Raw genomic sequence first — 20,478 nt, 5'->3', positions numbered from 1 at the left:
TCGAAACGGCTACTTCGGACCCCGTGTCCAGTTCACCGCGGACCCGAAAGGGCCCACCATAGGAGGACCAGCGGTTACTCCGGAAATACCAGAGCCGATGGCGAGGGTATCGGCCAGCTGGAACAACGGAATGGCAACATTCCGACGCCACAATTCCGGTTCCAGGGCCGAAAGCGTGTCGGCCACCGAGGTGGCGCCGGTCAGCGCGGCGTCGATCGGGGCCTGCAGGGCCGGATCGCAGAAGCCCAGCGGGTTCCCCGGGACGACGGCCTTGGTCTTGTCGGTGAGCTGATCCGGACGGCAGCCGAAGGTGGATGCCAGCGCCGAAGCGACGTCCGCACCGCCGGTGACCTGGCCGATCACCGCGATGTCGATACCGACGTTGCCCGCGCCCTCCGGCGTCGTCTGCTGGATCCCGTTGAGCACCGGCATGGCCAGCATCGTCGAGAAGAGCTCCCTCGGCTGCGGGGCGATCGCGTTGACCTCGATCCCCGCGGCCACCAGTTGCGCCGTCAGCTCCTTGGCGATCGTCGCGTACGGCTCCTGTTTGGCGGGCGAGGCCACCACCAGCGAAAGGTTCTTCCCGTTCTTCCGCCAGGTGCCCGCCTCCTTGGTGTATCCGGCGGATTTGAGCAGTTCCTCGCCCTTGGCGGGATCCGCCGCCGACGGCGGGCCGGGGGCCGGGATCGTCGGCTGGAAACCGGGAGCCGACGGGACGCGGACCTGCGCGTCGGCGCGGAGCTTGTCGGACGGCCCGCCGTCGGTCGCCTCGGTGATCAGCTTGCCGCGGTCGATCAGCGCGGTGACGCCTTCGCGCACCTGGGGATCCGACAGCGTCGAGCTCACCGGCCGCAGGAGGATCTGCGCGACCGTGGGACGCGCGACCGTGTGCAGCTGGACGGCGGAGCCGAGCTCGCCGAGCCGTTTGAGGCCGGTGCCGTCGGTCCTGGTCATCGCGAACTGGTCGTTGCCGCTGCGCAGGGCGGCCAGTGTGCCGTCCTGATCGGCCGCACGGAGCACGATCCGGTCGAGGGCGGAGGGTTTCTCCCAATAGCGCTCGTTGCGCTCCAGGGTGATCTCTCCGCGCGCGGTGTCGAGTCCCTTGATCGAGTACGGGCCGCCCACCGCCGGGAACGTCGTCGCCAGCGCGCCCTGCCACCCGTTCGGGGCGTCCTTGAGCAGATGCGCGGGCAGGAGGTTGCCGAAGAGCGTCTGCCAGCCCGGATACGGCTTCGCGAAGGTGACCTCGACCCGCTTGCCGCCTTCACGCGACTGGATATCCGAGATCAGCCGGTAGCCGGCGGCGCCGATGACGCCCGGCTGGTCGCGCATCGCCTCGCGGAGATAGGCGAAGTCCTCGGCGGCGATCGGCGCGCTGTCGGACCAGGAGGCGTCCGGGCGGATCGTGTACGCGACCGTGAACGGCTGCTGCGAGACGACCTCGGCGGACTTCATCAGGTTCTTGTCCAGCTCGAAGCTTCCGTCGTCCTTCGGGCGGAACACCGACGGGAGCAGCAGTTGCGAAAGCGCCGACGTGACCTGGGAGGCGTCGGCGAGGTTGTGCGGGTTGTAGCCGCCGAGGACGTCGTCGACACCCACGACCACCTGGGAAGGCGTCTTCGTGGTCGACGTGCTCACCGGGGAGGCCGAGGAGCTGACCACGGGCGGGGGTGGGGTGTTGCTGCAGGCGGCGAGGAGCACGGCCGCGCACGCCAGCATGGACGCCGCTGTGGTCGGTGACCGCACGCCTGGATCCTCCTGGTTTGTCCCTCGCCTGGTCGCCATAGAGCTATCACGCCGGCCATGGCCTCGGCAGCGAGATTCCCATATCGGCCCGGCCGTCGCCCGACCGGATGCCGTCCTCCTCCGGTGGACGTCCGGGAGGCCCCCGGGGTTCCTGCCGGGCCGAGGCTTTTCGGACGCGCCGAAGCGCGCTCGCGCGGCAATCGGTTCCGCAAACCCGGAACATTCCGGAACGGCCGCCGGAATGTTCGCCGCCGCACGATTGATGACCGAAACGATCGCGACCGGGAGTCCTATCCGGACGCATTTAGCGTCTTTTGTTTCGCGCCCGCCCGGAACCGCGTTCGCCGCCCGGCGCGCGTGGCCGCTCCGTCGCCGTTCCGTCCGGGGTGTTCCGGTGATGTGAACACCGTCCGAAAAGGAGATCGGCTTTCCATCGAAATTGTCGGGAAAGGACCTTTCTTTAACGAAGAACGCCCGTCCGAATACGGTGCGTGACCACATTTGGACCCGAAAACGCCGGAGGGCGCCTGCTCACGGTGAGTGAGCAGGCGCCCTCCGGCGTGGGACGAGCGGGGTCAGCCGCGGTTCTTGTTGCGGTTGCGCTCCTTGGCGCGCTGGTTGACGTCCAGCGTGACCTTGCGGATCCGGACGACGTCGGGGGCGACCTCGACGCACTCGTCGACGGAGCAGAACTCCAGCGCCTCCTCCAGGCCCATCTTGCGCGGGCGGGCCAGCGTCTCCATCACGTCGGCGGAGGACTGACGCATGTTGGTCAGCTTCTTCTCCTTGGTGATGTTGATGTCGAGGTCTTCGGCACGCGGGTTCTCGCCCACGACCATGCCCTCGTACACCTCGGCGCCCGGCTCCACGAAGAAGGTGCCGCGGTCGGCCAGCTGGATCATCGCGTACGCGGTGATCGGGCCGGACCGGTCGGCGACCAGCGAACCGGAGTGACGGGTGCGGATCTCGCCCGCCCACGGGAAGTACCCCTCGAACACGTGGTTCGCGATACCGGTGCCGCGGGTCTCGGTGAGGAAGTCGGTGCGGAAGCCGATCAGGCCGCGCGCCGGGAGGACGTAGTCGAGCTTGATGCGGCCGGTGCCGTGCCCGCCCATGTGCTCCATGCGGCCCTTGCGGGCGGCCAGCAGCTGCGTGATGCCGCCGAGGTGCTCCTCCGGGGAGTCGATCGACAGCCGCTCGAACGGCTCGTGCAGCTTGCCGTCGATCATCTTCGTGACCACCTGCGGCTTGCCGACGGTCAGCTCGAAGCCCTCGCGGCGCATCTGCTCGACGAGGATGGCCAGCGCCAGCTCGCCACGACCCTGGACCTCCCAGGTGTCGGGGCGCTCGGTCGGCAGGACGCGGATCGAGACGTTACCGATCAGCTCCTGGTCCAGGCGCGCCTTCACCAGGCGGGCGGTGACCTTGTCGCCGCCGCTGCGGCCGGCCAGCGGCGAGGTGTTGACACCGATGGTCATCGAGATGGCGGGCTCGTCGACGGCGATCCGGGGCAGCGCCTCCGGGTTCTCGACGTCGGCGAGGGTGTCGCCGATGGTGATCTCCGGGATACCGGCGATGGCTACCAGCTCGCCCGCGCTCGCCTCGGTCGCCGGGACGCGGGTGAGCGCCTCGGTGACCAGCAGTTCGGAGATGCGGACGTTCTGGATGGTGCCGTCCTCGCGCATCCACGCCACCGTCTGGCCCTTGCGCAGGCTGCCGGAGTGGATGCGGATCAGCGCGATCCGGCCGAGGAAGTTGGAGGCGTCGAGGTTGGTGACCAGTGCGCGCAGCGGGCCTTCGCGGTCGGCGAAGGGTGGCGGCACGTGGCGCATCAGGGTCTCGAACAGCGGGTCGAGGTTCTCGCTCTCGGGCACCGCGCCGTCGGCGGGCTGCCCGAGGCTCGCCTTGCCCGCACGCGCGGAGGCGAAGACGACCGGGAGGTCGAGGATCGCGTCGAGGTCGGCGTCCTCGATGTCACCGGCCAGGTCGAGCAGGAGGTCGTGGGTCTCTTCGACGACCTCGGAGATCCGGGCGTCGGGCCGGTCGGTCTTGTTGACGACCAGGATGACCGGCAGGCCGGCTTCGAGGGTCTTGCGCAGCACGAACCGGGTCTGCGGGAGCGGGCCCTCGCTGGCGTCGACCAGCAGCACGACCCCGTCGACCATGGACAGGCCGCGCTCGACCTCGCCGCCGAAGTCGGCGTGACCGGGGGTGTCGATGACGTTGATCGTCACCATGCCCTCGTCGGTCTTGCGGCGGATGGAGGTGTTCTTCGCGAGAATGGTGATGCCCTTTTCCCGCTCGAGCTCCCCGGAGTCCATCACGCGATCGACGAGTTCGGCGCGTTCCTCGAAGGCGCCGGACTGCCGGAGCATCGCGTCGACGAGGGTCGTCTTGCCGTGGTCGACGTGTGCGACGATGGCGACGTTGCGCAGGTCGGGCCGGGTCTTGCCGGACGAGCGGCCGGCATCGACTGCGGTGGCGCTGGCTGCGGGCACGCGAAGGCTCCAAAGGTTTCAAGTTCGGGTGTGGTGCCCGCGCTCGCGCGTTCGAGACACGCCCGGCCGACTTTGGCCATACGCGGACCACACCAGGATACCTGTAGCCCGACTGTGAGCAGCCCCACGCCCCCAGATCGGTTAGGCTCACCTAACGTGTAGAGGTCGCCGACGCCGGTCGGAGAAGGAGCGCGAGTGGGCAAGAAACTACCTGACGACCCGCACAAGCTCGTGCGCAAATGGATGAAGTCCGGCAAGGTCAAGAAGAAATGCTGCCGGTCGAAGTCGAGGTGCGGCAAATGCCCCGTCCTCGCCCTGAAAAAGGCGAAGACGAAGATCGCGAAGGCCGCTTAGAAGATCGTCAATGCACCACCGCCTCGTTGATCGCCCGCAGTTCCGGCGCGGTCCTGGTCGGCGAGAACTCGATCACCTCGTAGGCGGCCATGTGCTTGATCGAGAAGGGGTCGGTCGCGAGGATCGCGTCCAGCTTTCCCCTGGCCATGGGCTTGGTGATGATCACGCCACCGATGCGCGGGTTGCGCCTGCCGGAGGCGAGGAAATTACCGTTCTCGTACTGTTTGGTCAGCCAGTCGGCGTGGTCCGGGAGCACGTAGTCGATTTCTTCGATGGGCGCGGTGTAGGTCAGCAGGACGACAAACATGAGTCGAAGGTAGACCCGCATCGCCAATATGACGGGTGTACTGCCTCGGCCGATATGAAGTGTTGACGCTACGTGCCCGTAATGAGTGAAATCACCCGCGTTTCGTCCTCTGGATGCGGTGGTTCGACGTCGAACCACCGCATCCAGAGGACGAAACGCGGGCCGCTCTGTAGGATGAGCCACATGCGCGCGCAGAACGCCCAGTGGTGGCCGCCCTCCGGCGGCCCCGAAGTCCTGCGCTGAACCAGACGCGCACCACCAGGCCGCCCCACCGGGCGGCCTTTTTCGTGCCCGGACCCGGGGCGGCCCGAATCCGGAAGGAAGAAGGCAGATGATCAGGTTGTCCGGGATCACCCCGTCCGGCCACGTCCACGTCGGGAACCACCTGGGGGCCATCCGGCGCTGGGCGGACGAGGGCGGGCCGGACGACCTGTACTTCGTCTCCGACCTGCACGCCATGACCAACTCGCACAATCCGGCGAAGCTGCGTTCGATGGCCTCCGAACAGCTGGCCGTTCTGATCGCGGCCGGGATCGAGCCGGATCGCGTGTTCGTGCAGTCCGACATCGCCCGCGAGCTGGGCGCCCTCAACTGGGTCCTGGAGTGCACCTGCAACTACGGCGAGGCCGCCAGGATGATCCAGTTCAAGGAGAAGTCGAAGGGCCGGGCCGGGGTGCGGCTGTCCCTGCTGACCTATCCGGTGCTGATGGCGGCGGACATCCTGCTGCAGGGCGCGGACGAGGTCCCGGTCGGCGAGGACCAGCGGCAGCACGTCGAGCTGGCGCGAACGCTGGCGAAGCGGTTCAACTCCACCTACGGCGACGTGTTCACCATGCCGAAGGCGGCGCTGCCGCCCGCCGGCGCGCGGGTCATGGACCTCGCCGAGCCGACGCGGAAGATGTCGAAGTCGACGAAGGAAGAGGCGGGGGTGATCTTCGTCCTCGACGAGCCCGACCAGGTCCGCCGGAAGGTCAAGCGCGCGAAGACCGACGGCGGGTCGACACCGGCCTACGCGCCGGAAACCCGGCCGGGGATGGCGAACCTGCTGGACATCCTCGCGGCGTGCGTCAAGGAGAAGCCCGAGGACCTCGCCGACCGGTTCGGCTCCTACGGCCAGGTCAAGGAGGCCGTCGCCGAGGCACTCATCGAGGAGTTGCGGCCGGTCCGGGAGCGCGCGCTGGCACTGCTGGCGGACCCGGGTGAGCTGGAGCGGGTGCGCAAGGCGGGTGCCGTCCGGGCGGCGGAACGGGGTGAGCACCGGCTCCAGTCCGCGCTGCGGCTCATCGGCGCCGGCTGAAGGTCCGTGAAGGCCTCCTTGAGGGACTCCGGGGCCCGGCGAAGTCGTCTATCCGCTGGTCGAGAGAGCGGTGGAGGACTCGTCACAACGGCCTGACACCTTCTCGACTGTCCACAGGGGACACCTTCGGGATGGCCGTACCCGATTCGGGCGTTTTGCGAAGGACTGTCGTGAGTGATAAAGAGGGTTAGAACCGTCCTTACCACTCACGACCCTCCGCAAAACGTATATATAGGCATCAAACGGATATTCACCTGACATCTGGCGTCCTTTGTGGACATCGCCCGGCACCGGCAGGCGTTTATGCGACTCTGCCGGGCCCCTGACCTTGGCGGCAGGGAAGGAGGCCTTCACGGACTTGCGAGCAGGACGTGCAGGGCGGGCAGAAGGATCCGGTCGGCGGGCAGCCAGTCGAGGTCGTCGAGGTCGTGCGCGGAGATCCACCGGACGTCCTTGTGCTCAACCGCCCGCGGCTCGACCCCCGCGCTGACCAGCGAAGCGGCGTAGATCCGCAGCACCTTCCCCTTCGGCAGCGGCACGTCGTCCCCGACCCGGCCCGCGACCGTCACGGCGACGTCCAGCTCCTCCAGGCATTCCCGGGCCAAGGCGGCTTCGTCGCTTTCGCCGTCCTCGACCCGTCCGCCCGGCAGTTCCCATTGCCCGGCGTGGTCGGCGGGCCAAGCCCGCTGCTGCGCCAGCAGCTGTCCGTTCCGCACGATGGCGGCACCCACGATCACCACACGCTCACCCTACGACCGCACGTGCCCGAACCCGGATCACGCGTGCTTGAGCCCGGATCAGGCGTGCTTGAAGCCGGAAGACAGGTGTTCCGCCTCCAAGCACGTGTGTTCGACATTCAAGCACGCGTGTTCCGTGCCTGGGCACGCGAATCACGCCGAGGCGCCAGGCCGCGCCGCCTGCCAGACGACCTGGAAACGCGCCCCGCCATCGGGTGACTCACCGACGCGGACGCGGCCCCCTCGGCGGCGGACGGCCTCCGCGACCATCGCCAGCCCCAGCCCGGTGCCGCCGGACGACCGGGCCCGCGAATCGGACACGCGGTAGAACCGGTCGAACACCCGCTCCCGGTGTTCGGGCGCGATCCCCGGCCCGTCGTCGTCGACCACCACCCGCACGGTGGACCGCGCCGCCAGCACCGACACCACGATCTGGCCCCGCGCGTACCGGCAGGCGTTGCGCAGCAGGTTGCTCAGCACCAGTTCGACCTCGGCGTGCGTGGCCAGCGCCCACGCGGTCCCGACCGTGCCGCTCACCCGGATCTCCGGCGCGCCGGCGGGCATCCGCGCGACCGCGGCCCGCACCTCGCTCACCAGCTCGACGGGTTCCGCGGGCGGGACCTCCCCCGCGTCCGACCTCGCCAGCGCCAGCAGCCCGTCGAGCAGCGCGGAGAGCCGTTCCGCCTCCTCCAGGATGTCGGCGAGTGTCTCCTGCGAGAGGTCGGGATCGGGATTGGTGACCGCGACCTCGGCCTGCACGCGGATCGACGCGACCGGCGACCGGAGCTCGTGCGCGGCGTCCCCGGTGAACCGGCGAAGCCGCTCGGCGCCTTCCTCCTGCCTGGCCAGCAACGCGTTGAACTCCTCCGCCAGCGCGCGGAGTTCGTCGTGCGAATCCGGGAGCGGCAGCCGCGCGCCGGGCGGGAGCACCCGCACCGACCCGCGCATCCGCGCCACCGGCCGCAGCGCGAACCGCACCAGCAGCCACGTCGCGATCCCCGCACCCACCGCGCCGACGGACGCGACCACGAACAGCCACAGCCCGCCGGAGTGCACAGCGGTCCCGAAGCCGACCAAGCCCGCACCCGCGACGACGAGCCGTTGCTGCCCGTCGGGGGCGGTGACCACGGTGCCCGCCCACCGCCAGCTGTGCTCACCGCCGGTCGTGACGGGTTCGCCCGCCTTCAGCGCGCGGACCTCGGAAGGGCCGAGGTTCGCGGGCGGGAGGCCGTCCACCGGGCCGCCGCCGGTGTCGAGAACGCGGACGGTGACCGCCGATCCCGACGGCGCCCGTCCCGCGGCGACGTCGGCCTTCGCGGTTTCCAGCTGGGCACTCAGCTCGTCGTCGACCGAGCCGATCAGCAGCGGCTGGAGATTGTCCCCCGCGACCGCCGCCAGCCCGAGCAGGAAACCGAGCGTGACCGTAGCCGTGAGCAGGGTGATCCGGACCTCCAGCGATCGGCGGCGCCACCAAGACGGCGAGCCGATCACCCCTGTCCCGCCGGGGCGATCACTTCGTCGAGCTGCGGGTCCGACGCCAGGTAACCGTGCCCGCGTACGGTCCGGACCAGCGCGCCCGCGCCGACCGCGTCGAGTTTGCGGCGCACGTAACCGACGTAGACCTCGACGACGTTCCGGGTCGCGGCCTGCTCGTCACCCCAGACGGCGCGCAGCAGCTCGTCCTTGGTGACGACCGTTCCCGCCCGGCCGGCCAGTACCTCCAGCAGCGCGAACTCACGGGGGCTGAACGCCACCTCGACGCCGTCGTAGCGGACCTGCCGCAGGCTCCGGTCGACTTCGAGCGCGCCGATGCGCAGCGGCCCGCGGATGGCCTCCGGCGAGGCCCGCCGCAGCACCGCGCGCACCTGTGCGACCAGGACGACGAACGAGAACGGTTTCACGAGGTAGCCGTCGGCACCGAGGTCGAGGCCGTCCGCCTGGTCGACCTCGCCGTCTTTCGCCGAAATCATCAGTACCGGTGTGGTGACACCGAGGGCGCGCAGGCGTTCGAGCACGCGGTAGCCGGAAAGGCCGGGGAGCATGATGTCGAGCAGGACGACGTCGAAGGACCCCGTCTGCGCGAGCCGCAGACCGCTGGGGCCGTCGGCCGCCGTGACCACGTCCATGTCCTCGGCGCGCAGCCCCCGCTGCAACGCCTTGCGCACGCCGGGCTCGTCGTCGACCACCAGTACTCGAGGTTTCACGTCCCTCATCATTCACGCTTCGACCAGCTCACGCGCGACCTCTCAGCGCCATCTCAGCTGCGGCGGCGGAGTCTGAGTGGTGTCTCAGCGTTTCCGGGGAAGCGTTGTCGCCAAGACCCGAGCACACTCCGGGTTCGGGGAAACAGGGAGAGACAGCATGGATCCGAAAAGGAAGGCCATCACCGCGGCGGTGGTGGGGACGGCTCTCGGCGTCGGCGGGCTCGTCGTCGTCGCGATGCCGGCCACCGCGGGCGACGCGCCCGTCTTGCCGCAGGTCAGCGCCGAAGAGCTGGTGCAGTCGACGCTCAACGCGAAGCCGTCGGCGTTCGACGGGAAGGTCAAGGTCAGCAACGACCTCGGCCTGCCGCAGGTCGGCAGCACCCTGCCCGGTGTATCGGCGCTTAACATCGACTCGGCGCAGGTTTCGACCGACGGCACGGGCAAGAGCAAGATCTCGCTCACCGAGGGTTCCAGCCAGCAGACCATCGTCCGGAACGGCCAGACCGTCTGGGAGTACGACTCCAAGGACAACTCGGCCACCAAGGTGACCATCCCGGCCGATCTGGCCAAGGAGCACCAGGACAAGGCCCAGACCGTCGACCCGGCCTCGGTCGCCTCGGAACTGCTCGCCAAGGTGCGCGAGAGCAGCACGATCGCCGTCGACGGGACGGCCTCGGTGGCGAACCGGGCCGCGTACGAACTGGTGCTGACCCCGAAGCCGACCGAGCGGACGCTCCTGCGCGAGATCCGCGTCGCGATCGACGACCAGACCCGGCTGCCGCTGCGGGTCACGGTGCTGGCCAACGGCACGTCCGCCCCGGCGTTCGAGGCTTCGTTCAGCGAGATCAACTTCGCGGCCCAGCCCGCGTCGAACTTCGAGTTCACCCCGCCCAAGGGCGCGAAGGTGACCGAGAAGACCGCCGAGGTCGACCCGAAGAACCGTGAGCTGGCCGAGCAGGCGAAGTCCGAGATCAAGGTCGTCGGCGACGGCTGGGACACCGCGATCACCGGCAAGATCCCGGCCGACGCGCTGGCGAAGGCCGGCGAGGCCAAGGACGAGCAGGGCCGCCAGGTCGACCCGAAGGCGCTGCTTTCGCGGTTCGCCAAGCCGGTCAGCGGTGCCTGGGGCAGCGGCTGGCTGGTGACCACCAAGGTCGGCACCGGCGTACTGACCGACGACGGCCGCTACGCCGTCGGCGCGGTGCCGGAGCAGGTCCTCTTCGAGGCCTTGGCCGCGAAGTGACCACCACGTTCGAAGCCGGAGCGGACGCTTCCCAGGAGGCGTCCGCTCCGGCGGTACCCATGGCGGCCCGCACCAGGGGCCTGCGCAAGGTCTACGGCCGCACGGTGGCCGTGGACCACGTCGATCTCGACGTCCCCGAAGGCGCCGTGCTGGGGATGCTCGGCCCCAACGGTTCGGGCAAGACGACGACCATCCGGATGCTGCTCGGTCTCGTGCGGCCGACCGAGGGCGAGGTCGAACTCTTCGGCAAACGGATGCCTGACGAGGCGGCGCACGCGTTGCCCGACGTCGGCGCGCTGGTCGAGGGGCCGGGTTTCCACCCTTTTCTCTCCGGGCGGGAGAACCTGCTGCGCGTGGCCGCGGCCGAACCGCGGCTGGCCTCGGCGGGAATCCCCGGAGCGGTCGACGCGGCGCTTGAGCGCGTCGGCCTGACCGGCGCCGCCACCCGGCGCTACAAGGGCTATTCGCTGGGGATGAAGCAGCGGATGGGGCTGGCGAGCGCGCTGCTCGTGCCAAGGCGGATGGTCGTGCTCGACGAGCCGACGAACGGCCTCGACCCGGCGGGCACCAGGGAGATCCGCCGGATCATCGGCGAACTGCACGCCGACGGCGTCACCGTGCTGGTGTCGTCGCATCTGCTGGCGGAGGTCGAGGCGACCTGCACGCACGTCGCGGTGCTCCAGTCCGGGAACGTGATCGCTCAGGGCGAGCTCTCGGAACTGCTGGAGTCGGGGAACGCGGCGCTGCTGGTGCGGACGCCGGACGCCGAACTAGCGGTGGAGACGTTGCGGGAGAACAGGATCGGCAGCAGGCTCACGCCGGACGGCGTCCGCGTCGACCTGACCGCCGCCGAAGCCCCCGACGTGCTGCGTCATCTGGTGACGGCCGGAGTGGCCGTGCACGAGGCGACGAGGGCGCGGACCGGACTCGAAGACCTGTTCGCCCGGCTGACCCAGCCGGAGTCCACTGTAGACGGTGAGGGGGAGTCGTGACCCACGCTCTGGCCGCGGCACCCGCGGCACGGACCGGGCAGGACACTGTCGGCCTGCTCCGGCTGTATCGCGCCGAACTGCGCTGGATCTTCCGGCGGCCCCGCACGCTCGCCGTACTGGGCCTGCTCGCGTTGATCCCGGTGATCATCGGGGTCGCGCTGACGTTCGTCGACGCTTCGGAAACGAGCGGCGGACGGGATGGCGCGCTGCTCGCTTCCGCGGTCAACAACGGCTTCATCCTGCCGGTCGCGGCACTGACCATGACACTGGGGTTGCTGCTCCCCCTCGCTTCGGCGATGGCCGGGGCGGACGCGATCGCCGGCGAGGCGGCCCACGGGACGCTGCGCGGCTGGCTGATCGCGCCGGTCGGCCGGGGCAGGCTGCTCGCGATCAAGGCGTTCGGCGTCGCGACGGTTTCGACGATCGCCGTACTGGCCATGACGTTCACCGGATTCGTCACCGGCCTGCTCATCAGCGGCACCGACTCGATGTTCACCCTCACCGGCTCGACGCTGAGCGTCTGGGACGCGCTGGGCCGCGTCCTGCTCGTGGCCGCGTGGGTGGTCCTGCAACTGTGGGCGGTCGGCGCGGTCGCGCTCGCGATCTCGGCGTTCACCGAACATCCGATGCTGGTCGTCGCCTCGGTGCTGGCCGGGACGATCGTGTTCACCATCCTCGGTTTCCTGGACGCGGTGTCGTGGCTGCATCCGTTCCTGCTCAACGAGAACTGGTCGCAGGCGCCCGCATCGGTGTTGATGGACCCGGTGGACACCGCGTTGCTCGGCGAAGGGGCACTGCGCGCTACCTGCTACATCGCCATCGGGCTCTCGATCGCCTACGCGCGCCTGACCACCCGGGACGGCTGAAGGATCCACGACCTCCGCGCTCAGTTGAGCGCGGAGGTCGAGCGGACACCGGGCTAACCTTAAGGGAACCCTGTCAGCAGGTAACGAACCACAGACTAATCGGCCACACCCTTGTGCACTCGGTCCGGTTTGTGTCGACTTGTCCCCCATGTTCCAGACAACGTGGCCCCTGCCACATCCCCAGTCCGCATCCGACCAGGTGCTCGCCGCGGAAAGTGGCATGCTGTCGGGGATCGAGAACACGATCAACAGCGTGTTCAAACCGATCTCCGACGCAGTGTCCGGCTTCGTTTTCGCCGAGGTCACCGTCTTCGGCGTCACCTTCCCCTGGATCGTCGCCTGGCTGGTCGTCGCCGCGGCCGCCTTCACCGTCTACTTCGGCTTCGTCCAGTTCCGGGCCTTCCGCCTCGCCACCCAGATCGCCCGCGGCCAGTTCACCCGCCCGGACGAGCCCGGCGAGATCTCCCACTTCCAGGCCCTCAGCTCGGCCCTGTCCGGCACGGTCGGCCTCGGCAATATCGCCGGTGTCGGCGTCGCGGTCACCATCGGCGGAGCCGGTGCCACCTTCTGGATGATCATCTGCGGTCTCCTGGGCATGTGCACCAAGTTCGTCGAGTGCACGCTCGGGGTGAAATACCGCGAGGTGCACGCCGACGGGACCGTTTCCGGCGGCCCGATGCACTACCTGCGCCGAGGTATCGCCGAACGCTTCCCCACCAAGGGCGGACGCACTCTCGGCAAGATCCTCGCGGCGGGCGCGGCGGTGATGATCCTGTTCTTCGGCATCGCCGGCGGCAACATGTTCCAGGCCAACCAGAGCTTCGCTCAGTTGCGCAATGTCACCGGCGGTGACGAAGGCTTTCTCGGCGGCGACGGCGCGGCCCTGATCTTCGGGATAGCACTCGCCGTCTTCGTCGGCCTCGTGATCGCCGGCGGTATCAAGTCCATCGGCGCGGTGACCAGCAAGCTCGTGCCCACCATGGGCGTCGTCTACGTGGTCGCCTGCCTGGTCGTCATCGGCGCCAACATCACCTCGGTGCCCGCCGCCTTCGGCGAGATCATCAGCGGCGCCTTCGCTCCCGAAGGCGTGGCCGGTGGCGCCATCGGCGCGCTGATCGTGGGCTTCCAGCGTGCGGCGTTCTCCAACGAAGCCGGACTGGGCTCCGCCCCCATCGCGCACTCCGCCGTCCGGACCAAGCACCCGATCACCGAAGGTTACGTGGCTCTGCTCGAGCCGTTCGTCGACACCGTGATCGTGTGCACCATGACCGCGCTGACGGTGATCATCGCCAAAACCCAGTTCTGGACCGACGCCAAGGCCACCGTGGCCGCGGGCGGCCCCACCCCGGACGGGGTGACGGTCACCTCCGAATCGTTCGCCAGCGCGCTGCCTTGGTTCCCCTACGTGCTCACCGTGGCCGTGGTGCTCTTCGCCGTGTCCACCATCATCACGTGGGGTTACTACGGACAGAAGGCCTGGACCTACCTGTTCGGCAAGAGCGTGCTCAGTGAGCGGCTCTATCACGTGGTGTTCTGCCTGTTCGTGGTGGTGGGGTCGGTGCTCACCCTCGGCAGTGTCCTGGACTTCGCCGACGCCGTCCTGTTCCTGCTCGCGCTGTTCAACATCATCGGGCTCTACCTGCTCGCCCCGGTCGTCAAACGGGAAATGACCAACTACCGCCAGCGCCGCCGTGAGGGAGAGGTCGTCCGCGTCAAGTGACCCGCGGGTGCGTGAGGCCTTGTCCGGCCTCACGCACCGCGAAGCGGCACCAGGTTTCGGCGCCCGCCACTCCGGGTATTTGGTCCCGACGACCCGAGCCGTCCGGATCTGCCGCCGACGCCGCGCGAAGGCACATAGTCGTGTTGACGCACTGTCCGAGGTAAGGAGCGAATCGTCGTGAACGAGCAAGCGGACAGGCCCGTGGTCGCCGGGGTCGACGGAAACGCGTCCTCGCTACTGGCCGTCCGCTGGGCGGCGGCGGAAGCGCGTCGCCGAGGGGCCGGACTCCGGCTGGTACTCGCGTTCGACAAGGACTCCCTGGAGTATCCACAACCCTTGCCGACGCGCGAAGAGCTCGCGGAAATGGCGGAGATGCGAGGACACCGCCTGCTCCGCGAGGCCGAAGACGTGGCACGGAAGGTGGAACCTTCCCTGAAGGTCGCTCTGGACCTGCGTCACGAGAAGCCGGCGCAGGCGTTGCTGGCGATGTCGGAGGACGCCGGCCTGCTGGTGCTCGGCCCGGAACAGATCCGTCCGCTGGGCAGGCTGCTGGTCGGCTCGGTGTCGATCGCCCTCGCGGCGCACGCGAAGTGCCCGGTCGCGGTGGTGCGCTCTCACGTAGCCGAGGACGACCCGCCCACGGAAGGCCAGGTCGTGGTCGGTGTCGACGGCTCGCACACCGGCGATGCCGCGCTGGCGCTCGCCTTCGAACAGGCTTCAAGGCGCGACGCGCCGCTGGTCGCGGTCCACACCTGGGACGACGTCCTCCCGTCGGCACTGTTCGACGAAACAGAGTGGACGTACAACGCCAGCGACATCGAGGAGCGCGAGAGCGAAGTGCTGGCCGAGCGGCTCGCCGGCTGGCAAGGCCGGTATCCGGACGTCTCGGTCGAGCGCGTCGTCACCCGAGGGAAGCCGGCTGAAGTGTTGCTCGGATACGCCGACCGTGCCCAGCTCCTCGTGGTCGGTACCCGTGGCCGGGGCGGATTCGCCGGGATGCTGCTCGGGTCGACCAGCCAGCAGGTGCTTTCGTACGCGCTATGCCCGGTCATCGTCGCCCGTTCCCCCGAGCGTTAGCGGGAGCCGGGCGACGCCGTCCGGGTCCAGCGCGAGGCACACGGTGTCACCGGGGCGCAGATCGGCGGCGACCGGCGCGACTGCGTCCACAGTGGACAGATCCCCGCCGGGAGCTACCACGAGCCGCACGTGCTCCCGCCGGTGCACCACCGCTACGACCTCGCCCTCGACACCTTCCGGGGCGACCCGCAGACCGTGCGGCCTCAGGCCCAGCCGCACCGCGCCGTCCTCGACGTCGGGCAGCGTGACCTCGCCGAGCACGGTCCGCACCGTCCCGCCCGACGCCTCGCCGTCGACGAAGGTGGTCACCCCGAGGAAACGCGCCACGTCCTCGTCCACCGGCTGCCGCCAGACGCGGCGTACCGCGCCCTCCTGCCGGATCTCACCGTCGTCGAGCACGGCGACCCGGTCGGCGAGCGTGAACGCCTCCTCCTGATCGTGCGTGACCAGCAGCGCGGTGATCTTGCTGCGCCGTAACAGGGCCGCGAGGTCGATCGCCAGCTGTTCGCGCAGCCCGGCGTCCAAACCGGACAGTGGTTCGTCCAGCAGCAGCAACCGCGGTTCCGGCGCGAGCGCGCGGGCCAGCGCCACCCGCTGCGCCTGCCCGCCGGACAGCTCGGTCACCCTCCGCCGCTCGTAACCGGCCAGGCCGACCAGATCGAGCAGCGCCCGGATCCGTCCGGCGTGCTCGGCGCGGGGGACGTCGTGCATCCGCAGCCCGAACGCGATGTTGGCGGCGACGTCCTTGTGCGGGAACAGCTGCCCGTCCTGGAACACCAGCCCGAACCCCCGCCGGTGCACCGGGACACCGGAGAGGTCCTCGCCGTCCCACCGCACGGTGCCCGACGTCAGCGGCTCCAGGCCGGTGATCGCCCGCAGCAGCGTCGACTTCCCCGAACCGGACGGGCCGAGCAACGCCAGCACCTCGCCGTCGGCGATGTCCAGCCCGGCGTCCTTCACCGCCGCGAAGGATCCATAGTGGACGGTCAGATCCCGTACCGACAGCGACACTAGAACTCCCCTACCGAATTCTGCCCACGGACCGCGCCGAACCGGTCGATCAGCACCACCGCCACCACGGTCACGATCATGAGCAGCGCGCAGGCCGCGTAGGCCATCTGGTTGTTCAGCTCCCCCGGCCGCGAGATCAGCGTCGCGACGGCGACCGGCAACGTCGGCGCGTCCGGCCTGGCCAGGAAGCTCGTCGCGCCGAACTCGCCGAGCGCGACCACGTAACCGAATCCGGCCGCCGCGACCAGCGAACGCGCCGTCAGCGGGAGATCGATCTCCCGCCACACCCGGCCCGGGCTCGCGCCGAGCGTCGACGCGGCCTGCCGCAGCCGGACGTCGACCGACCGCAGCACCGGCAGCACCATCCGCACGATCAGCGGGATGATCACCAGCGCCTGCGCGAGCGGCACCAGCAGCGGAGACGTCCGCAAGTCGCCGGGGAGCGCGTCGAGCGTGACGAGATAGCCGAAACCGACGGTCACCGCGGACACACCCAGCGGCAGCATCAGCGCGGCGTCCATCGTCTCGCCCATGCCCCTGGCCAGCCTGCCCGGCGTGCGGCGCAACGCCACCAGCACGACAGAGGCCAGCACACCGACGATCATCGCGAGCGTCGTCGCGTCGAACGCCGTCCGCAGCGACATCGACGCCGCGTCCCAGCCGGAAACCTGAAGGGCGCCACGGGAGCCGTGCCCGGCGAGCGCTTCGTACCCGGCGAGGCTCCAGCCGTCCGAAGTGGACACTGACTCGACCAGCAACGCCACGATCGGCGTCATCAGGAGCGCGACCACCGCGAGCCCGGCGGACACCGCCCACCACTCGCCACCCCTCGGTCGCCGCGCGGTCTCGCTCCGCGAACGCAGCCGGACCGCGTTCTCCCGGCGCCGCCTCGCCAGCGTGCCGACGACCAGCGCGGCGACGACGGCGGCGAACTGCACCAGCGACAACGCGGCCGCGCCGGAGAGGTCGAGCAGTTCGACCGTGCGCAGGTAGATCTCGGTCTCCAGGGTGCGGTACTTCGCCCCGCCGAGGATGAGCACGACACCGAAACTGGTGGCACAGAACAGGAACACCACCGCGGCCGAAGACGCGACGGCCGGGGCGAGCGCGGGCAGCGTCACCGAGCGGAAGGCACGCCACGGCGACGCGCCGAGTGCCCGCGCCGCGTCCACGGTGCGCGGATCGAGATGGCTCCACAGCCCGGAAACCGTGCGTGCGACGACGGCGACGTTGAAGAAGGCGTTCGCCAGCACCAGGGGCAGCAGGCCGCCGTCGGGCCAGAGGGCGCGGAACGCCAGGCCGACCACGACGGTCGGCAGCACGAACGGCACCAGCACGAGCGTCCGGACCAGCGAAACCCCCGGCAGCCGCACCCGCGCGAGCAGGAACGCGACCGGCAGGCCCGCCAGCACCGCCACGATCGTCGAAACCCCGGCACTGGCGACGGTGAATCCGGCGAGCTTCCAGGTCAGCGGGTCACCGATGGCCGTGCCGACCCCGCCGGAGCCGAATCCGCGCGCGACGATCGCCGCGACCGGCCAGGCGAAGAACACCACGAGGAAGCCGAGCGGCAGCACGGCGAGTGCGGCCAGCCCGGCTCCCCGGGAAGTCAGCCTGGAAGTACTCAGCCCTCTAGAAGAGTGCGCCACTGGGCGATCCACTGCTCGCGCCCGGCCTGGATCTTGGCCGGTTCGAGCGTCTTCGGCTGCTGCGGCTGCGGCGCGGCCTGTGCCCAGCCCTGCGGGAGCTCGACGCCCTGACGGGCCGGGTACACGTACATGTTGCTCGCCACCGTCACCTGGAACTGCTGGGACAGCAGGAAGTCCACGACCTTGCGGGCCTTTTCGACCTGCTTGCCGCCCTTCAGCACCCCCGCGTACTCGACCTGGCGGTAGCAGGTGTCCAGCAGTGCCTTCGTGCGCGGCTTGCCGTCGTCACCGATCTCGGCGGCGGGCGAAGAGGCGTAGGAGACGACGATCGGGCGCGGACCCTTGCCCGAGGAACCGGAGAATTCCTTTTGGTAGGCCTCTTCCCAGCCGCTGACCGTCTTGAGCCCGTTGGCCTTCAGCTGTGTCCAGTACCCCTGCCAGCCCTCCTCGCCGAACTGGGCGACGGTGCCGAGCAGGAACGCCAGGCCGGGCGACGACGTCGCGGGGCTCTCGGTGACCATCAGGTCCTTGTACTTGGCGTCGGCCAGGTCCGCGAACGACTTCGGCTCCGGGATCCCCTTGTCCGCGAAGTACCGGGTGTCGATGTTGACGCAGACGTCGCCGAGGTCGACCGCGGAGAGCCGGTGCTCGGGGTCGACGGAGTAGCGCTGCGGGCCTCGATCGGCCTCCGGGCTGGTGTACTGCTCGAAAACGCCCTCGGTGAGCGCGCGCGAGGCGAACGTCGAGTCGATGCCGTACGCGACGTCCCCGATCGGGTTCGCCTTGGTCAGCACCAGTTTGTTGGTCAGCGCGCCCGCGTCCCCCTGTTTGAGCACGGAGATCTTGATCCCGGACTGCCGCTCGAACGCGTCGAGGACCTCCTGCGGGGCGAGCCACGAGTCGTGTGTCACGAGCGTGACCGTCGCCGGCGCCTTCGGGTCGTTCCCCGTGTTCCCGGAGAGCGAGCAGCCCGCGACGAGGGCGGCCACCGTGCCTGCCGCAACGACCGTGCGGAGGGCGCGTTTCATCTAGCCTCCTGCGTTCTTCAAGGGGGGACCCGTGGCAAACGTGCAGCGTAGCCGACGGCGTACCACCATGGAGTCATGGCGGAAATCTTGAACGACCAGCAGGCCGACGAAGCCGTGACCAAGCTCTCCGGGTGGACCCGCGACGGCGTGACGATCGAGCGGACGGCGAAGCTGCCGAGCTTCCCCAAGGCCATCGAAGCGGTGGGCAAGGTGGCCGAATTGGCGGAGGCGGCCGACCACCATCCCGACATCGACATCCGCTGGCGGACGGTGACGTTCCGGCTCAGCACGCACTCCGCCGGAGGGCTGACGGAGAAGGACTTCTCGCTCGCGTCGCAGATCGACGGGGTACTCGACGGCATGTGACGTCCGCGACGATCGCGCCACGACTCCGCTTCTCGGACGTCATCCCGGTAGGGACACAACGAGAAAGGACGAGTGATGACGCAAGCGATCGTGGTGGGGTTCTCGGCGTTCGGCGCGATGGTGGCGGCCGCCGCCGGAGTGCTCTGGTACACGGCGCGCGATCGGCATCACCAGCACGATCAGTGATCTTGGTCACACCGGCGTCCGGCAGGTAACGCGGAGCCTGATCAACGCGCTGTTCCGGGCGGACCTGTCGCTTCTCTCCCCCGGGGAACCGCCGTGAACAACGCCTCCATCACCGCCGCCCAGCGCGCCTGGGTGACCACGTTCGCCGCCGCCATCACGCTGCTGACGATCGTCGTGCTCGGCCTGCTCGGCTAGCTCCTTCTAGCCCGAGTAGGCCTCGCGGGCGGCGACCAGCTCCGGAAGGTGCTTCGCCGCCCATTCACGGCATGCCTCCATCGGCTCGAACAACGTCCGGCCGAGCGAGGTGAGCTCGTATTCCACCCGCGGCGGCGTCTCGTCGTACACCGTCCGCGTGATCATGCCGTCCCGTTCCAGAGCCCTCAAGGTCTCCGTGAGGACCTTCGGCGTGACTCCCCTCAAGGGCACCCGCAGCTCGGAGAATCGGCGCGGCCCTTCTTCCAGGCACAGCACGACCAGGCCCGCCCATTTGTCGCCGATCCTGAACGGGGTCAGGTTCGACGGGCAGCCGGGCGCGAACATGTCGGGACCCAGCGGCTTCACCCGTCCGAAGTTACCCTCGCCCACGCCGCCAGTTCGACCGCGGCGTCCTGGTAGGTGCGCGAACCGACCGACATGGCGATCACCAGGTCGTACGCGTCGTCTTCCGGCGCGTCGAGGTCGTACCCGTTCAGACCGTAGAAGACGAACGTCGCCATCCAGGACAGCCGTTTGTTCCCGTCGACGAGCGGATGGTTGCGCACGACCGACTCCAGCAGTACTGCCGCCTTCTCGTGCAGCGTCGGATAGGCGTCCCGCCCCATCAACGAAGCCTGCGGCCGGTGCGCGGCGGAGTCGAGCAGCCCGAGATCGCGGATCTTGGGCACACGGAGATCCTCCGCGAGCGCCAGGAGATCTTCGACGGTCAGGTACTCGATCACTGAGCGAGACGGTCGAGCAGAGCGGCGTAACGCTCGCGGCCGTTCCGGGACAGCGCACGGACACGATCGTCGCGGACGCGGCGCGCGGCGGCCTCGGTGATGGCGCGAACGGTGGCTTCGTGCTTGCTCACGCCGTCGGCCTCCGCCAGCAGGGCGAGAGCGCGCTCCTGCTCGTCGTTCAACCTCAGGGTCATGGCCATTCGCCGATGATACCACTCTGGTAGCACTCGTCCCTGCGCAAACCCGCGGAGCCACGAAT

The 20,478-nt window shown here is 69.4% G+C and carries 20 protein-coding genes; 8 read left to right on the top strand and 12 right to left on the bottom strand.

Annotated features, from left to right (window positions below; all coding sequences use genetic code 11):
• Positions 1-9: 9 nt before the first annotated feature.
• Entirely contained in the window at positions 10-1,719 is a 1,710-nt protein-coding gene (locus tag AC069H_RS34945) for an ABC transporter family substrate-binding protein (protein WP_478235229.1), read from the bottom strand.
• Between the two features lie 602 nt (positions 1,720-2,321).
• A complete protein-coding gene (gene typA / locus AC069H_RS34940) occupies positions 2,322-4,244 on the bottom strand; it encodes a translational GTPase TypA (RefSeq protein WP_478235183.1) in 1,923 nt (640 codons plus the stop codon).
• A 195-nt stretch (positions 4,245-4,439) separates the two neighbouring features.
• Here typA and AC069H_RS34935 point away from each other — a divergent pair, with 195 nt between their 5' ends.
• Entirely contained in the window at positions 4,440-4,598 is a 159-nt protein-coding gene (locus AC069H_RS34935; protein ID WP_007028942.1) for a hypothetical protein, read from the top strand.
• 7 nt (positions 4,599-4,605) lie between these two features.
• Here AC069H_RS34935 and AC069H_RS34930 read toward each other — a convergent pair whose 3' ends face one another.
• Positions 4,606-4,905: a YciI family protein gene (locus tag AC069H_RS34930; RefSeq protein WP_478226277.1), complete on the bottom strand. Its 300-nt coding sequence runs from the start codon at positions 4,903-4,905 to the stop codon at positions 4,606-4,608.
• A gap of 331 nt (positions 4,906-5,236) precedes the next feature.
• Between AC069H_RS34930 and trpS the strand changes: the two genes are divergently transcribed.
• The gene (gene trpS, locus AC069H_RS34925; RefSeq protein WP_478235182.1) at positions 5,237-6,202 is read left to right on the top strand and encodes a tryptophan--tRNA ligase; all 966 of its coding nucleotides are present in this window, start codon (positions 5,237-5,239) and stop codon (positions 6,200-6,202) included.
• 350 nt (positions 6,203-6,552) lie between these two features.
• Here the strand turns inward: trpS and AC069H_RS34920 are convergent, their stop codons facing one another.
• From AC069H_RS34920 to AC069H_RS34910, 3 genes are all read right to left on the bottom strand, one after another.
• The gene (locus AC069H_RS34920) at positions 6,553-6,942 is read right to left on the bottom strand and encodes a (deoxy)nucleoside triphosphate pyrophosphohydrolase (protein ID WP_478235181.1); all 390 of its coding nucleotides are present in this window, start codon (positions 6,940-6,942) and stop codon (positions 6,553-6,555) included.
• Between the two features lie 150 nt (positions 6,943-7,092).
• On the bottom strand, positions 7,093-8,430 hold the full coding sequence (locus AC069H_RS34915; protein ID WP_478235180.1) for an ATP-binding protein: 1,338 nt from the start codon (positions 8,428-8,430) through the stop codon (positions 7,093-7,095).
• A complete protein-coding gene (locus AC069H_RS34910) occupies positions 8,427-9,155 on the bottom strand; it encodes a response regulator transcription factor (protein WP_478226273.1) in 729 nt (242 codons plus the stop codon). The genes AC069H_RS34915 and AC069H_RS34910 overlap by 4 nt, the downstream gene beginning before the upstream one ends.
• Before the next feature lie 145 nt (positions 9,156-9,300).
• Between AC069H_RS34910 and AC069H_RS34905 the strand changes: the two genes are divergently transcribed.
• The 5 genes from AC069H_RS34905 (at position 9,301) to AC069H_RS34885 (ending at position 15,041) form a co-directional block, all read left to right on the top strand.
• The gene (locus AC069H_RS34905; protein WP_478235179.1) at positions 9,301-10,386 is read left to right on the top strand and encodes a LolA family protein; all 1,086 of its coding nucleotides are present in this window, start codon (positions 9,301-9,303) and stop codon (positions 10,384-10,386) included.
• Positions 10,383-11,378, top strand: a complete 996-nt coding sequence (locus AC069H_RS34900) for an ABC transporter ATP-binding protein (protein WP_478235178.1) — start codon at positions 10,383-10,385, stop codon at positions 11,376-11,378. The genes AC069H_RS34905 and AC069H_RS34900 overlap by 4 nt, the downstream gene beginning before the upstream one ends.
• Positions 11,375-12,244, top strand: coding sequence for an ABC transporter permease (locus tag AC069H_RS34895; RefSeq protein ID WP_478235177.1), 870 nt, complete (start codon positions 11,375-11,377; stop codon positions 12,242-12,244). The genes AC069H_RS34900 and AC069H_RS34895 overlap by 4 nt, the downstream gene beginning before the upstream one ends.
• Positions 12,245-12,392: 148 nt before the next feature.
• Positions 12,393-13,964 carry an alanine/glycine:cation symporter family protein gene (locus tag AC069H_RS34890; RefSeq protein ID WP_478235176.1) on the top strand — a complete coding sequence of 524 codons (1,572 nt, stop codon included), beginning with the start codon at positions 12,393-12,395 and terminating at the stop codon, positions 13,962-13,964.
• Between the two features lie 177 nt (positions 13,965-14,141).
• Positions 14,142-15,041, top strand: a complete 900-nt coding sequence (locus AC069H_RS34885) for a universal stress protein (RefSeq protein ID WP_478226269.1) — start codon at positions 14,142-14,144, stop codon at positions 15,039-15,041.
• Here AC069H_RS34885 and AC069H_RS34880 read toward each other — a convergent pair.
• The 3 genes from AC069H_RS34880 to AC069H_RS34870 are packed head-to-tail and all read right to left on the bottom strand — an operon-like array spanning position 15,003 to position 18,729.
• Positions 15,003-16,052 (bottom strand): ABC transporter ATP-binding protein, encoded by a 1,050-nt coding sequence (locus AC069H_RS34880; protein ID WP_478235175.1) that lies wholly within the window; start codon positions 16,050-16,052, stop codon positions 15,003-15,005. The two genes, AC069H_RS34885 and AC069H_RS34880, sit on opposite strands and share 39 nt — an antisense overlap.
• Entirely contained in the window at positions 16,052-17,701 is a 1,650-nt protein-coding gene (locus tag AC069H_RS34875; protein WP_478235174.1) for an ABC transporter permease, read from the bottom strand. The genes AC069H_RS34880 and AC069H_RS34875 overlap by 1 nt, the downstream gene beginning before the upstream one ends.
• Complete coding sequence (locus AC069H_RS34870; protein WP_478235173.1) at positions 17,677-18,729, bottom strand: thiamine ABC transporter substrate-binding protein; 1,053 nt, start codon at positions 18,727-18,729, stop codon at positions 17,677-17,679. The genes AC069H_RS34875 and AC069H_RS34870 overlap by 25 nt, the downstream gene beginning before the upstream one ends.
• Before the next feature lie 75 nt (positions 18,730-18,804).
• On the opposite strand from AC069H_RS34870, the gene AC069H_RS34865 reads away from it, so the two are divergent.
• Complete coding sequence (locus AC069H_RS34865; protein WP_478235172.1) at positions 18,805-19,095, top strand: 4a-hydroxytetrahydrobiopterin dehydratase; 291 nt, start codon at positions 18,805-18,807, stop codon at positions 19,093-19,095.
• Positions 19,096-19,482: 387 nt separating this feature from the next.
• Here the strand turns inward: AC069H_RS34865 and AC069H_RS34860 are convergent, their stop codons facing one another.
• The 3 genes from AC069H_RS34860 to AC069H_RS34850 are packed head-to-tail and all read right to left on the bottom strand — an operon-like array spanning position 19,483 to position 20,419.
• On the bottom strand, positions 19,483-19,821 hold the full coding sequence (locus AC069H_RS34860) for a winged helix-turn-helix transcriptional regulator (protein ID WP_478226406.1): 339 nt from the start codon (positions 19,819-19,821) through the stop codon (positions 19,483-19,485).
• Between the two features lie 17 nt (positions 19,822-19,838).
• On the bottom strand, positions 19,839-20,219 hold the full coding sequence (locus AC069H_RS34855; protein WP_478235171.1) for a type II toxin-antitoxin system death-on-curing family toxin: 381 nt from the start codon (positions 20,217-20,219) through the stop codon (positions 19,839-19,841).
• Positions 20,216-20,419, bottom strand: coding sequence for a CopG family transcriptional regulator (locus AC069H_RS34850; RefSeq protein ID WP_478226264.1), 204 nt, complete (start codon positions 20,417-20,419; stop codon positions 20,216-20,218). The genes AC069H_RS34855 and AC069H_RS34850 overlap by 4 nt, the downstream gene beginning before the upstream one ends.
• Positions 20,420-20,478: the final 59 nt, after the last annotated feature.

Source organism: Amycolatopsis sp. NPDC043887 (genome assembly GCF_056435665.1).
Note: the sequence above shows the minus strand (reverse complement) of the source record. Positions and strands in the feature narration are given on the sequence as shown.